This window comes from Pseudomonas sp. RC4D1 (genome assembly GCF_018390395.1).
GTDB lineage: Bacteria > Pseudomonadota > Gammaproteobacteria > Pseudomonadales > Pseudomonadaceae > Aquipseudomonas > Aquipseudomonas danubii.
Window position 1 is genome coordinate 955,196 of the sequence record NZ_JAHBAW010000002.1, and the last position, 13,955, is coordinate 969,150.

Consider the following 13,955-nt stretch of genomic DNA (forward strand, 5'->3'; position numbering starts at 1 on the left):
CGATGAAAACACCCCTGAGCCTTCTGGCCGCCTGCATCCTGCTGGCCGCCTGCAGCAGCCCCGCACCGCGCCCGGACAGCGGCCTGCACGCACCCGCCACCTGGCAAACAGCCACCCCCCCCGCCGCCCAGGCCGACAACCGGCAATGGTGGAGCCAGTTCGCCAGCCCGGACCTGGACCGCCTGATCGCCCAGGCCCGCGATGGCAGCTTCGACCTCGCCGCGGCCATGGCGCGGGTACGCCAGGCCCAGGCCAGCGCCGTGATCGCCGGCGCGCCACTGCTGCCCGAGCTCAAGGGCGGGCTCAACGCCAACCGGCAGAAACTGCTGCGCGGCAAGGGCTACAGCAAGTTGGACGCCACCAGCGACAACCAGGCCGTGGACTATTTCGACGCCAGCCTCAGCGCCAGCTACGAGATCGACTTCTGGGGCGGCCGCCACGCCGCCCGCGACAGCGCCCTGCTGGGGGTCAAGGCCAGCGAGTTCGACCGGGCCACCGTGGAACTGACCCTGCTCAGCGGCGTCGCCAACAGCTACACCCAGGCCCTGGCGCTGAGCGAACAAAGCCGGATCGCCCAGCTGAATCTGGACAACGCCCTGAACGTGCTCAAGCTGGTGCAGACCCGCTACGACTCGGGCTCGGCCACCGCCCTGGAACTGGCCCAGCAACGCAGCCTGGTCGCCGCCCAGCAACGCCAGTTGCCCCTGGCGCAGCAACAGGCCGAGGAAGCCCGGATCACCCTCGCCGCCCTGCTCGGGCAACCGGTGCAGGCGCTCAACCTGGGTCACCAGGACTTCGCCCAACTGCAATGGCCGAGCATCAATGCCGGCGTCCCCAGCGACCTGCTGACCCGGCGCCCGGACATTGCCAGTGCTGAGGCCAAACTGGCCGCAGCCCAGGCCGACGTCAAAGTGGCGCGGGCGGCCATGTTGCCCAGCGTGACCCTGAGCGCCAGCCTCGGCTCCGGTGCCAGCCACGCCCCGGATCTGCTGCGCAGTCCCTTCTACAACCTCGGCGCCGGGCTGGTGGCGCCGATCTTCAACGCCGGACGCCTGAGCGCCGAACGGGACAAAGCCACGGCCCGCCAAGAAGAACTGCTGGAAAGCTATCGGGGGGCGATCATCAATGGTTTTGCCGATGTGGAAAAAGCCCTCAACAGCATTCGCGGCCTGGACCAGCAACGCCAGTGGCAGAGCGAGGAGTTGAATCAGGCGCAACGGGCCTTCGAGATTGCCCAGAGCCGCTACCAGGCAGGCGCCGAAGACCTGCTGACCGTGCTGGAAACCCAGCGCACCCTGTACGCCGCCCAGGATCAGAACGTGCAACTGCGGCTGTCACGGCTGCAGTCGAGCATTGCCCTGTACAAGGCCCTGGGCGGCGGCTGGAATCAATGAATCACCAAAGTCTCGCATGGCCGGCGGTATCACCACTGGCCATCGTCGCAGCGACGGCCAGGGCGCTGATGACCTAGAATCGTCCGACCACCAACAGACGCGAGCAACACCCCCACCATGCCCATCGGAACCGAGCTGGACGCCTCCCTGGCAGACGTACTGTCGATGCTGAAAAGAGCATTCCCGAACGGAGTCAGCCCAACCGATTACCGCCCTCTTCTGGCAGCGCTATATGAACATCTGTCAGATCGAAACCTGGCGAATGTCATCTCACAGCTCACCCACAAGGACCCGGATCTGGTCCTCAACGAGATCTACGAGGCCGTGACCAGCAACAAACCGAAAGCTCAGGAGATAGCATCGCTAACTCGGCTCCTGAACCATCACGGAGCGTCTGAAACACTGGCCGACACCTGATGCCTCGCCCCTCAAGAAGACCAGGACAATGAACTTCAGTGAATTTGAACAACTGCTGAATGCCAAGAAGAACCTCCATCCGATCTGGTTTGAGCTCCCTTCGGACAGCGCCGCCACCGAGGAGGACATCACCGAGACTCAAAATGACTTGGCGCTGCAACTTCCTGTCGAGTACAGCCAGTTCCTGCAGAAATATGGGGGCGGCTACTTTGCCTTGGGAATCGTCTACTCACTGGACAGAGACAGCGATTTCAACCTGGCCAGAATCAATCGACAACACCCACTGATTGGCAAGTGTCATCTGTTGTTTTCAGAGAACGGCTGCGGCGACTTCTACGGATTCCGGATTGAAAAAAACCAATGCCTGGCAGAGGTGTGCTTTTTTGATCATGAAACCCAAGCATGGCAGCAGACCGGATACCCAGAACTGTTCAGCTTCCTGGCGGAAGTGGCCCTTTCGATCTGAACACCCCTAGCAACGACCTCCAGACTCGAAGTTCGCGATCAGCCCGGCGCCACTACAGCAGCCGCTGCCTGACCTTCAAATGCCGCGCATACCAGGGCCGGCGCGGCACCTTGCGCAGCAGATCGGCCAACTGCTTTTCATCCTCGATAAAGGTGATGCGCAGGGCCAGCTTCATGGTTTCCGGGTCCATCTCCACGGTCTTGCCGGTCTGCAATCCAGGGATAGTGCTGCAACCGTGGGTCACCGGCCCCAGCCAGGGATCGCCGGCCTCGACCCAGCGCCCCGGGGCGAACCAGGGCACGCCATTGACTTCCAGACGCTTGAGCTCGCCGGGATGGAAACGCTCGTGGGCGCGGAACCAGTCCTCCAGGCGGTCGTCAATCCAGCCATGGAAACGCCAGAACACCGGGCTGACATGGGAGGAGAACGGGTCGCCGAGAAAGTCGTTTTCCGGCTGGTACCAGCGCGGGGAAAAGTCCGCCGGATCGCGGGCCATGGGCACCGGTGCACCGCTGGAAGGATCACGCGGCACCGAGGCCCAGCGCATGTGCAGCCAGTCGTGCAGGCCCAGTTCAATCTCCGAGCCGAACTGCCCCAGGGTCAGGTTCGCCAGGTAGCGCGGGTTGCGATACTGCGACTCCCAGACCTGGAAGTTGCTGTGGTAGGTCTCGCCGGCCTTGATGTCGCTGACCCACTGGCTGTAGTCGTCATCGTCATCAGCCAGCCACGCCGGCGGCAGGGAACCGCCGTCATGGTTGTCGAAATAGCGGGCGAAACCCAGGCGATCACGCAGCAGTTCCGGCTGCGGCAGGGGGAAATGCTGCCAGGACGGCAAATCCTGCATGGAACGCGCCGTGCCCAGCATGTGCCGGTGCATGAAGAAGAAATCGATGCCAGAGCCGTTGCGATCCTTCTTCGGACCGCGCGCATCGCGCTCCTGCCCCCGGGGACCGGGCTGCCAGCCGATGCCGCGCAGGGCGTCACGCTTCTCTTCGGACAGCCGGTGCCACTTGTCCCGGGTCGCGTGCCACAGCTGGTGGAACAACCGATGCTCGGGCGACACCAGCCAGGCCTGCAGCGTCGGGTTCAGGCCGATACGCTGGCGGGCTTCGGGAAACATCTGCTTGGTGGCGACAAAGCGGTTGTCCAAGGCGGGCAGCGCCAGGGGCCGGTCCAGGCGCTCGACCCGGCCGCTCAGGGTGCCGCTGCCGGCGTTGGCGAAATCGGCCCAGACTTCATCCAGGCTCATCTTGAACTCATAAGTGGCGGCACCGTCCACCGCCGTGGCAGGAATCAACCGCCAGTACATTTCACCCGGCTGTGGGCTCACCAGGTCGGCAACGATCCGGTAGCGCGGCTCGGCGGCGCCGCGCAGGCCCTCGGCGGTGTCCAGGTAACCGCGCAGGCCACGCCCGCGCTGGGCGATGTCGAGAAACACTTCCAAGTCCTGGCGCCCCAAGCCATCGAGCCCGGCATCGGCACCTTCAAAGCGAATGCTCCAGATGCCCCGCAACTGGTCCGCCAGGCGTTGCCCCGTGGTATCCGCCAGCTCCACTGTGGCCTCGCCCGGGGTGATCGGGAATTCCTCACGCGTCAACTCGCGATGCACATAAAACGCCGCCGGCACGGCAGCGCCAGTCAGCGCCAAGCCCGCCATGAACCCTCGTCGAGAAATCGTCATTGCCCTACCTGTGTCAGCCCTGATGCAGGCTTTATCCAAGCTAGAACGTTTATTGCCCACGGAAATTTACCGCCCGCGCAGGGGGCTTAAATTTCCTCGTCACTGGCTCGTTCTTCCCAGATAGCAAAGGCCCCTGTGCCTGCACCTTGACGGCGAAACCGACTGAGATGGCAATGACAAAACCACGTTCGAAGAAGGCTCTTTACATTGGCCTGCCGCTGGCCCTGGCGATTGGCGCCGGCGCCGGCTTCCTGGCCTGGGACTACTGGTTCAGGGACAACCCCGGCTATCCGGTCAAGGTGATGAAGCAGGCAGAAGAACTGCAGGAGCGCATCCTCTCCTTCGACAGCCACATTACCGTGCCCCTGGATTTCGGCAGTGCCGGCAACGAGGCCGACAAGGACGGCAGCGGCCAGTTCGACCTAGCCAAGGCCGGACGCGGGCGCCTGTCCGGCGCAGCCCTGACGATCTTTGGCTGGCCGGAAATCTGGAACGGCGCAAATGCCCCTCATCGTCCCACGGCGGGCTTTGTCGACGCCGCGCGCAACGAGCAGGAAGCGCGCTACAAGATCCTCACCGGCATGGTCCGCGACTTCCCCAACCAGGTGGCCATTGCCCACACCCCGGAAGAGTTCCGCCGCCTCAACGGCGAAGGAAAGTTCGCGGTGTTCCTCAGCATGCTCAACGCCTACCCCCTGGGCACCGACCTCAACCAGCTCGATCTCTGGGCGGCCCGAGGCATGCGCATGTTCGGTTTCAGCTACGTGGGCAACAACGCCTGGTCCGACTCCTCGCGCCCGCTGCCGTTCTTCAACGACACCCCGGACGCCCTGGGCGGGCTGTCCGACCTGGGCCGGCAGGCCGTGCGCCGGCTCAACGACCTGGGGGTGATCATCGATGTTTCGCAGATGTCGACCAAGGCCCTGGAGCAGGTCAGCCAGCTCAGCCGCGCGCCCTTCGTCGCTTCGCACTCGGCGCCCCGGGCCCTGGTGGATATCCCGCGCAACCTCAGCGACAAGGAAATGCAGCTGATCAAGGACAGCGGCGGCGTGGTGCAGATCGTCGGTTTCCCCACCTACCTGCGCCCCCTGAGCCAAGCGACCCGGGACAAGCTCAACGCCCTGCGCGCGCGTTTCGACCTGCAACCCTTGACCGGGCTGGAAATGGCCCTGATGCCCGGCGACGCCATCATCACCGTCTGGCCCGAACAGCGTTTCGGCGAATACGCCGGCGAGCTGTACAGCATTGTCGAAGCGGAACCCAAGGCCACCCTCAAGGACTTCGGCGACGCCATCGATTACGCCGTGAAGAAGATCGGCATCGACCACGTCGGCATCAGTTCGGACTTCAACGACGGCGGTGGCCTGGACGGCTGGAAGGATGTCAGCGAGGGCCGCAACGTCACCGCCGAACTGCTGCAGCGCGGCTACAGCGAAGCAGATATCGCCAAGCTCTGGGGCGGCAACTTCCTGCGGGTCTGGGAGCAGGTGCAGAAATCCGCCAAGCCCCTGGCCAATCGCTGATCCCCCCTTTTGCCAACCAGTGAAATGAGCTCATGACCGATCGCCGTACATTTCTCAAACAGGCCGGCATCCTCGCCGCCGGCCTGCCTCTGGGCGCCGGCGCCCTGGCCGCGTCCGGCACCAGCGCTAGCGCCCCGGCGCCCACGCCCAAGGACCCATGGGCGCAATTGCGCCTGCTGTTCGACCAGGACCCGGACTCCATTCACTTTTCCAACTTCCTGGTGACCTCGCACCCAAGGCCCGTGCGTGAAGCCATCGAACGGCATCGCGCCAATATCGACCGCAACCCCGGGCTGGCCATGGACTGGGACCTGCAGGAACCCTGGAAACGCGAGGCCGAGGTGCGTCGATGGGCGGGTCGCTACCTGCAAGCCAAGCCCGGCCAGATCGCCCTCACCGGCAGCACCAGCGAAGGCCTGGCGATGATCTATGGCGGCCTTCACGTGCGGCCCGATCAGGAGATCCTGACCACGGTGCACGAACACTACGCCACCGAGTACAGCCTGGAATATCGCGTGCGCAAGCAAGGCACCCAGGTGCGCAAGATCAGCCTGTTCAAGGACCCGCACCGGGTGTCCAAAGATGAAATCCTGGACTCGATCAAGCGCAGTATCCGCCCCAATACCCGAGTCCTGGGCATGACCTGGGTGCAGTCGGGCAGCGGCGTGAAACTGCCGATCGGCGAGATCGGCCAGTTGGTGGACGAGTTCAACCGCAACCGCAACGACAAAGACCGAATCATCTATGTGGTGGATGGGGTCCACGGGTTTGGCGTGGACAACCTGGACTTCCCCGACATGCACTGCGACTACTTCATTTCCGGCACCCACAAGTGGATGTTCGGCCCTCGCGGCACCGGGATCATCTGTGCCCGTTCCGAGGAGCTCAAGGACGTTACCCCCAGCGTGCCGACCTTTTCCGAGGACAACAATTTCGCCACCAGCATGACCCCCGGCGGCTACCACGCCTTTGAACACCGCTGGGCCCTGGATGAAGCCTTCAAGCTGCATTTGCAATTGGGCAAGGCCCAGGTCCAGGCGCGCATCCACGCCCTCAACAGCTACCTCAAGCAACGTCTGCAGGAGCTGCCCCAAGTGGAGCTGGTCACCCCCCTGAGCCCCGAGCTGTCAGCGGGCTTCACCTTCTTCCGGATCAAGAATCAGGACTGCGACAAATTCGCCGCCTACCTGATGGCCAATCGGGTGGTGGTCGATGCCGTGGACCGCGACGTCGGTCCGGTGATCCGTACCGCGCCTGGCCTGCTCAACGACGAACAACAGATCGATCGCTTCATGGACCTGCTGCGCAAAAAGGTCTGAAACCGCTCCTCCTTGCGCCCTGCGTCACTTTTAAAAAGAGAGTCATGATGAAACAGCATTCACTGAGCACCGCCCTCCGCCCGCCCCTGGCCAGTCTCTCCCTGGCCCTGCTGTTGAGCCTGTTCCTGCCGACCGCCGCCCAGGCCGCCGCCTCGCCCCAGCCGGGCAAGGTGTTCAAGGACTGCAAGGACTGTCCGGAAATGGTGGTGCTGCCCGCCGGCACCTTCACCATGGGCACCCCCGCTGACGAGGTCGGCCGCCAGGAGGACGAAGGTCCGATGCATGAAGTGACCTTCGCCAAGCCATTCGCCATCGGACGCTTCCAGGTCCTGGCCGGCGAATGGGCGACCTACCTGAAGGAAACCGGCTACCAGATGCCCGACGGCGACACGCGCCCTGGCCGCGAATGCAAGGCCGGCAAACCCCGCTACGAAGTCGGTCCGCGCCAACCGGCGGTATGCATGGACTTCAACGAAGCCCAGGCCTACACCGCCTGGCTGTCCAAGCGCACCGGCCAGCACTACTTCATCGTCAGCGAAGCCATGCGCGAATACGCGGCCCGCGCCGGCAGTACCGGCCCCTTCCCCTTCCCTTTCGACGAGGGCAAGGAGTACAGCATCGCCAAGTACGCCAACACCTACGGCCCGGAAGACGGCTTCAGCTTCACCTCACCAGCCGGCTCCTTCCCCGCCAACGCCTTCGGCGTCTACGACATGCACGGCAATGTCTACGAGTTCACCCCCGACTGCTGGCATGAAAACTATGTCGGCGCCCCCACCGACGGCAGCGCCTGGACCGAGCCCAACTGCAGCGTCCTGCAGATGCGCGGCAACGATTGGACCGAAGCGCCGATTTTTTCCCGCTCAGGCAACCGCAACAACATCTACCCCACCGATCGTGGTGACTGGCTGGGGTTCCGGGTTGCCCGCGACCTTTGACCTTCCCCCTCATCGACTGACGGAGACACACCATGAAAGCAGCTTTGTTCACCCTGTCGCTGAGCGACGGTTCCACCGCCAGCGTGCATGACGCCGAAGAGAACCAGGGCAGCCTGCACACCGAGGGCTTCGCGGCACTGACCTTTCGCAGCGATGGCGAACTGATCGAGATCGCCGGCGAGATTGCCCCCAACTACCCGGCCAGCGCACTGCTGGCCTTGCTCGGCGGGCATTTCTGCTACAAGAAAAAGTCCGCCCAGGTGCGGGTTCGCCTGCGTGCCAGCCGCGACTTTGCCGTGTCAGCCATCCGCCAGGGGGTCTTTGACACCTTGCTCGCCGCCGATGCCCACCAGGTGGAGCTACAGTGCCGACGCAGCACCTTCTGGCAGCACCCGCTGCCCTGGCTCAGCGCTCCGGCCAGCGCCCACACCGCGCCCTTCTACCAGTTCAGCGGCGAGAAACGTCACCCACAACGCCCGCCACTGCCCCAGGGCGAGGTGTACCGCCGTCGACTGCCGGGGCTCAACACCGAGTTCAGCCTGCGCACCATCGATCCGGACCGTGACCTGCAAGCCTTCAATCGCTGGATGAACCTGGAGCAGGTGGCGTTCTTCTGGGAGCAGGCCGGCAGCCTCGACGAGCACGCCGCCTATCTGCAAGACATGCTCGCCGACCCGCGGGTCCATCCGTTGATCGGCTGCTACGACGACGAGCCTTTCGCCTACTTCGAAGTCTACTGGTGCAAGGAAGACCGCATCGCCCCCTACTACGACGTGCAGGACCACGACCGCGGCTGGCACGTGGTGGTGGGCGAGAACAAGCACCAGGGCATCGGCAAGCTCAAGGGCTGGTTCAATTCGCTGATGCACTACATGTTCCTGGATGATCCACGCACCCAGCGCATCCTTGGCGAACCGCGCATCGACCATGACCGGCAGATCGACTTCCTCAAGTCCCAGGGCTTCGGTCACTTGAAGGACATTCAACTGGCCCACAAGAAAGCCGCCCTGCTGCGCCTGGAGCGCGAGTTCTTCTTCGATCGACCACTTTGAGCTGATCCAGCGGTCGCTGCAGCCTCCCTGCAGCGACCGACGCACGGCGCGACGCCAGGCCTGCGCTAAATCCCCCCAGCGCCACTTCGTCTTCTCTGCAACGGTCTTGAGTCAAGCCCCGTCCCGAACGCGACAGCCTCCTCAAGCCCGGCATTGAAGCGCACGGCACTGCACGCCGCGTCGCGCTGTGCACCCCGGCCCCTTGCCCGTATCTCGATCCATTCCAGAGGAAGCGCACCAGATGAACCCGACGGCTGCACCCCGGCCCCCATGCCCCAACGCAAACCGCCTCTCACCCGCCCTTATCCGTGCTTGAACCAGGAGTCATCATGAACAGCCCTCCGCGTAGCCGCAGCGCCATCCGTGACCTGCTGGGCCTGCTCAAACCTTTCTGGCCCACCGTGGCCGTATCGATCGTGCTGGGCATCATCGGCGGCCTGAGCATCACCGTCCTGTTGGCGACCATCAACCAGGCCCTGAACGGCGCCGACGGCCTCAGTCGCGGCGTGGTCCTGACCTTCGCCGGGCTGTGCCTGCTGGCGCTGCTGTGTTCGATTCTGTCGGACATCGGCAGCAACTACGTCGGCCAGCACATCATCAGCAAGCTGCGCAAAGACCTGGGGGAAAAAGTCCTCAGCGCGCCCATCGAGCAGATCGAACGCTATCGCAGCCATCGCCTGATCCCGGTACTGACCCACGACATCGACACCATCAGCGACTTCGCCTTCGCCTTTGCGCCACTGGCCATTTCCCTGACCGTGACCCTGGGCTGCCTGGGTTACCTGGCCCTGCTCTCATGGCCGATGTTCCTGCTGATGCTGGTGGCCATCGTGATTGGCTGCAGCGTGCAGTTTGTCGCGCAGACCAAGGGCATCAAGGGCTTCATGGACGCCCGGGATGAAGAGGACAACCTGCAAAAGCACTACAACGCCATTGCCGACGGCGCCAAGGAACTGCGCATCCACCGGCCGCGCCGCAACCGCATGTTCAACCAGCGGATCAAGCACAGCGCCGAGCACATCTGCAACAAACAGATCGAGTCGGTGAACATTTTCATCGTCGCCAAGACCTTCGGCTCCATGCTGTTTTTCGTGGTCATCGGCCTGGCCCTGGCCCTGCAGTCCTTCTGGCCCAACAACGACCGCGCAGTGATGAGCGGTTTCGTCCTGGTGCTGCTGTACATGAAGGGCCCCCTGGAGTTGCTGATCGGCAACCTGCCGATTGTCAGCCGCGCCCAGGTGGCCTTCCGCCGCATCGCCGAACTGTCCGAGCGCTTCTCCTCCCCCGAACCGCACCTGCTGCTCAGTGAAACCGCGAGCCAAGCCCAGACTGTGCACAGCCTGGAACTGCACGATGTGCGCTACGCCTTCCCGGCCGTCGAAGGCAGCGCGCCCTTTGCCCTGGGCCCGGTGAACCTGCGGATCAAGCAGGGCGACATCGTCTTCATCGTTGGCGAGAACGGCTGCGGCAAGACCACCCTGATCAAGCTGCTACTGGGCCTGTACCGACCCCAGGAAGGCGAGATCCGCCTCAACGGCCGCCCTGTCACCGCCGAGACCCGCGACGACTATCGACAACTGTTCACCACCATCTTTGCCGACTACTACCTGTTCGATGACCTGGTCCAGGGTGGCGAACAACTGCCCGAAGAGGCCGAACAGTATCTGCGCCGCCTGGAGATCGGGCACAAGGTGAGCATCCGCGACGGGGCCTTCACCACCACCGACCTGTCCACCGGGCAACGCAAGCGACTGGCGCTGGTCAACGCCTGGATCGAAGAACGCCCGGTGCTGGTGTTCGACGAATGGGCCGCCGACCAGGACCCGACCTTCCGGCGCATTTTCTACACCGAGCTGCTGCCGGACCTCAAACGCCTGGGCAAGACCATCATCGTCATCTCCCACGACGATCGCTATTTCGACATTGCCGACCAGTTGGTGCGCATGGAAGCGGGCAAGGTCAGTTGCGAACTCGAACCGGCTTGATTTTTTTCGTCTCGGCTTTCCGGTTTTCGGGAAGTCGAACGTCTCATAACAAGTTTGAGAAACATTCACATTTAAAACGAATTCCCATTGCCGCTTAATAAGAGCAAATGAACATGCCAGCACCTCTTGGACTCACCCCCCTGAAAACAGCCCTGCTCATGCGCCATGCGCTGCGGCCGAGCTTGCGTCCCTATCTGCTTGGGGCCGTATTGGCGCTGCCCTGTGCCGCCCAGGTACAGGCCCAGCAAGCCAATTTCGATATTCCTGCACAGTCACTGGGCAGCGCCTTGCAGACATTCGGCCAGCAAGCCGACCTGCAAGTGCTCTACAACCAGGACAGCGTCCAGGGCAAGCGCAGCACGGCGATCAAGGGCGCCTTGCAGCCCGACCAGGCCCTGTCGCAACTGCTGCGCGGGACCGGGGTGAGTTATCAGCGCCAAGGCAACACCGTGACCCTGGTGCAAAGCAGTGGGGCTGTGGAGCTGGGGACCATGAACATTTCCACTCAGGGGCTGGGGAGCACCACTGAGGGGACTGGTTCCTACACCACCGGGCAAAGCAACTCGGCCACGCGCATGGACCTGTCCCTGCGTGAAACGCCGCAGTCGGTGAGCGTCATCACCCGCCAGCAGATGGATGACCAAGGGTTGACCGAACTGGCGCACGTCATGCAGCAGACCCCCGGGATCACGGTCAACCGCGAGAGCTCCGAAGGCTACGTGTATTACTCGCGGGGCTTTGAAATCCAGAACTTCCAGTACGACGGCATTCCCAGCCTGGGCACCGACGGCGGCAACATCCGCGACAACTACAGCATCGGCAACACCCTGATCTACGACCGCATCGAAGTGCTCAAGGGCGCCACCGGCCTGGTCAACGGCATCGGCTATCCGTCCGGGGTGATCAACATGGTGCGCAAGCGCCCCACCCGGGAATTCCAGGGCCACGTCGCCGCTGGCGCCGGTTCCTGGGACCGCTACACCAGCGAAGTGGACGTTTCCGGCCCGCTGGTGGAAGGCGGTGCGATACGCGGACGGATGGTGGCCGGCACCGGCAAGCGCAACAGCTTCATCGACTATCAGAAAGGTGAACAGAATGTCTTCTACGGCATTCTCGAAGGCGACCTGAGCGACGCCACCACCCTCAGCGTCGGCTACGACTTCCAGAACAACAACAACGACGCCACGACCAACACCAGCTTGCCGGTGTTCTACAAGAACGGTAATCGGATCAAGTTCTCCCGTTCCACCAACCCGGCGGACAAGTTCGCCTACCGCAACCAGGAAACCCAGCACGCCTTTGTCGGCCTCGATCACCAGTTCGACAACGACTGGACCTTCAAGGCGACGGTCAACACACGCAAGTACACCTCGCGGGAAATCATCGCCGGCATGTCCAGCGAGCACGTCAACCTCGACAACAGCCAGGACTATGGCTACCTGCCGCCGGGCGGCGTGGCCAACTTCGGCTCCAACAGCGACGAGAAATCCTTCGATGCCTACGCCAAGGGTCCGTTCGCGCTGTTTGGGCGCACCCACGAACTGGTGCTGGGCTACAACTATTCCCACGCCACCACCCGCTCCAAGCGTATCGACGGCACCACCACTGGAGTCATCGACGACGTGCTGAACTGGAACAACAGCATGCCCTACCCGACCGACTGGGCCTGGTGGTCGACCTTCGACATCAAGAGCACCCAGAAAGTCTCCTACGCAGCGGTGATCCTCAAACCCACCGACGCCCTGAACTTCATACTCGGTGCCCGGGTCACCGACTACGACTGGCAGATCGATCGGGTCAACGCCCTGCGCCAACTGCCGCGCATCTCCACCACCAACTCCGGGGAAGTCATTCCCTATGCCGGCATCACCTATGACCTGGACGACTACCACACGGTCTACGCCAGCTACACCGACATCTTCAAGCCACAGCCCTACAGCCTGGACGTCAGCGGCAAGTCCCTGGAGCCGCTCACCGGGCAGAGCTACGAAGTGGGGGTCAAGGGTGAATACTTCGACCGTCGCCTGAACGCCAGCCTGGCGCTGTTCCAGCTCAAGCAGGACAACCTGGGCGAGAATACCGGCGTCATGGGCGTTGACGGCTTCGAGGCCATGCGCGCGATCAAGGGCGCCACCACCAACGGCATCGAACTGGAAATGGCCGGTGAAGTGCTGCCGGACTGGAACGTCAACGCCGGCTACGTCTACCAGGAATCCTACGACGCCAAGAACAAGCGCGTGGCCACCACCCAGCCACAGCACTTGTTCAAGGTAGCCACCACCTATCGCCTGCCTGCCGAACTGAACAAAGTCACCGTAGGCGGCAACATGCAATGGCAGAGCTCGACCTCCTTCGTCGACAACAGCTTCGTCGATGCCGCCTACAACCAACTGCCCAGCCACAAATTCACCCGTGCCAGCTACGCCGTGGTGGGCCTGATGAGCAGCTACGACTTCAACCAGAACCTCAAGGCCACGGTCAACCTGAACAACGTCTTCGACCGCAACTACTACAGCGGTATCGGCACCTACAACTCGGTCTACTACGGCGACCCGCGCAACGTCATGTTCAACGTCAAATACAGCTTCTGATTCCCCTTGGTTGAACCCCTCCCCGCCCCGGTCACCGGTGCGGGGATTTTTTTTGCCCGAGGCGCCAGCATCGACCTGATGTCTCGCCCTCAGTCTTCGGCATACGCATTGGTATTGGATTTTCGTAGGAGCCGGCTTGCCGGCGAAGAGGCCCGCAAGTCATGCGTCGCCTGGGCGGACGCCTTCGCTGGCAAGCCAGCTCCTACACAAACGCACCCCACCCTTAGCTTCAGGCCGGCCGGCAGGCCGCCGTCACGCTCTTGATCTTGATCTGAACGCCCCGTTAACCACGATGGCCGAACGCAGGCATTGAGCCGTGGGTAACCCGGCAGGGATGCCGGGTTAGCCGCCACCCGGCCAAGGATGGCCGGTGGCGGCGGCCCACGGATCAATGCCGGAGTTCGGGCATGCCGAGCCTAGGCGAGGCACCGAGTGGAGGGGCAAAGCCCTTTGGTTACTTTGGGGCCCCAAAGTGACTCGCCGTAAGGGCAAAACCGCCAGCCGCCGCACCCGCAGCAATGGATAAGCCCCCTAACCGCCAGCCAGCACCCCCGCAGCAATGGATCTGCACTCCAACCCCCGCCGCAAA

At 63.2% G+C, this 13,955-nt stretch carries 10 protein-coding genes; 9 read left to right on the plus strand and 1 reads right to left on the minus strand.

The features are described from left to right. Window positions 1-2 precede the first annotated feature (2 nt). The 3 genes from KHO49_RS20030 (at window position 3) to KHO49_RS20040 (ending at window position 2,277) form a co-directional block, all read left to right on the plus strand. Window positions 3-1,394, plus strand: coding sequence for an efflux transporter outer membrane subunit (locus KHO49_RS20030; protein WP_213665702.1), 1,392 nt, complete (start codon window positions 3-5; stop codon window positions 1,392-1,394). 117 nt (window positions 1,395-1,511) lie between these two features. Then, window positions 1,512-1,811 (plus strand): DUF3349 domain-containing protein, encoded by a 300-nt coding sequence (locus tag KHO49_RS20035; protein WP_213665703.1) that lies wholly within the window; start codon window positions 1,512-1,514, stop codon window positions 1,809-1,811. Window positions 1,812-1,839: 28 nt separating this feature from the next. Beyond that, window positions 1,840-2,277: an SMI1/KNR4 family protein gene (locus KHO49_RS20040; protein WP_213665704.1), complete on the plus strand. Its 438-nt coding sequence runs from the start codon at window positions 1,840-1,842 to the stop codon at window positions 2,275-2,277. A 52-nt stretch (window positions 2,278-2,329) separates the two neighbouring features. Here the strand turns inward: KHO49_RS20040 and pvdP are convergent, their stop codons facing one another. Then, window positions 2,330-3,958 (minus strand): pyoverdine maturation tyrosinase PvdP, encoded by a 1,629-nt coding sequence (gene pvdP, locus KHO49_RS20045; RefSeq protein WP_170004330.1) that lies wholly within the window; start codon window positions 3,956-3,958, stop codon window positions 2,330-2,332. Window positions 3,959-4,131: 173 nt separating this feature from the next. On the opposite strand from pvdP, the gene pvdM reads away from it, so the two are divergent. The 6 genes from pvdM (at window position 4,132) to KHO49_RS20075 (ending at window position 13,366) form a co-directional block, all read left to right on the plus strand. Further along, window positions 4,132-5,481 carry a pyoverdine-tailoring dipeptidase-like protein PvdM gene (gene pvdM, locus KHO49_RS20050; protein WP_213665705.1) on the plus strand — a complete coding sequence of 450 codons (1,350 nt, stop codon included), beginning with the start codon at window positions 4,132-4,134 and terminating at the stop codon, window positions 5,479-5,481. A 32-nt stretch (window positions 5,482-5,513) separates the two neighbouring features. Beyond that, window positions 5,514-6,800 carry a pyoverdine-tailoring periplasmic protein PvdN gene (gene pvdN, locus KHO49_RS20055; RefSeq protein WP_213665706.1) on the plus strand — a complete coding sequence of 429 codons (1,287 nt, stop codon included), beginning with the start codon at window positions 5,514-5,516 and terminating at the stop codon, window positions 6,798-6,800. A gap of 47 nt (window positions 6,801-6,847) precedes the next feature. After that, window positions 6,848-7,738 (plus strand): dihydropyoverdine dehydrogenase, encoded by an 891-nt coding sequence (pvdO, locus tag KHO49_RS20060; protein WP_213665707.1) that lies wholly within the window; start codon window positions 6,848-6,850, stop codon window positions 7,736-7,738. Window positions 7,739-7,770: 32 nt separating this feature from the next. Then, a complete protein-coding gene (locus KHO49_RS20065) occupies window positions 7,771-8,790 on the plus strand; it encodes a GNAT family N-acetyltransferase (RefSeq protein ID WP_102880143.1) in 1,020 nt (339 codons plus the stop codon). Between the two features lie 329 nt (window positions 8,791-9,119). Next, on the plus strand, window positions 9,120-10,775 hold the full coding sequence (locus tag KHO49_RS20070) for a cyclic peptide export ABC transporter (protein WP_213665708.1): 1,656 nt from the start codon (window positions 9,120-9,122) through the stop codon (window positions 10,773-10,775). Between the two features lie 113 nt (window positions 10,776-10,888). After that, a complete protein-coding gene (locus KHO49_RS20075; RefSeq protein WP_181433978.1) occupies window positions 10,889-13,366 on the plus strand; it encodes a TonB-dependent siderophore receptor in 2,478 nt (825 codons plus the stop codon). Window positions 13,367-13,955: the final 589 nt, after the last annotated feature.

Excerpts from the sequence above, each read along its gene's own strand:
- KHO49_RS20035 (WP_213665703.1), top strand. The coding sequence starts at position 1,512 with ATGCCCATCGGAACCGAGCTGGACGCCTCCCTGGCAGACGTACTGTCG.
- KHO49_RS20030 (WP_213665702.1), top strand. The coding sequence starts at position 3 with ATGAAAACACCCCTGAGCCTTCTGGCCGCCTGCATCCTGCTGGCCGCC.
- KHO49_RS20075 (WP_181433978.1), top strand. The coding sequence starts at position 10,889 with ATGCCAGCACCTCTTGGACTCACCCCCCTGAAAACAGCCCTGCTCATG.
- pvdO (WP_213665707.1), top strand. The coding sequence starts at position 6,848 with ATGAAACAGCATTCACTGAGCACCGCCCTCCGCCCGCCCCTGGCCAGT.
- pvdP (WP_170004330.1), bottom strand. The coding sequence starts at position 3,958 with ATGACGATTTCTCGACGAGGGTTCATGGCGGGCTTGGCGCTGACTGGC.
- pvdM (WP_213665705.1), top strand. The coding sequence starts at position 4,132 with ATGACAAAACCACGTTCGAAGAAGGCTCTTTACATTGGCCTGCCGCTG.
- pvdN (WP_213665706.1), top strand. The coding sequence starts at position 5,514 with ATGACCGATCGCCGTACATTTCTCAAACAGGCCGGCATCCTCGCCGCC.
- KHO49_RS20040 (WP_213665704.1), top strand. The coding sequence starts at position 1,840 with ATGAACTTCAGTGAATTTGAACAACTGCTGAATGCCAAGAAGAACCTC.
- KHO49_RS20070 (WP_213665708.1), top strand. The coding sequence starts at position 9,120 with ATGAACAGCCCTCCGCGTAGCCGCAGCGCCATCCGTGACCTGCTGGGC.
- KHO49_RS20065 (WP_102880143.1), top strand. The coding sequence starts at position 7,771 with ATGAAAGCAGCTTTGTTCACCCTGTCGCTGAGCGACGGTTCCACCGCC.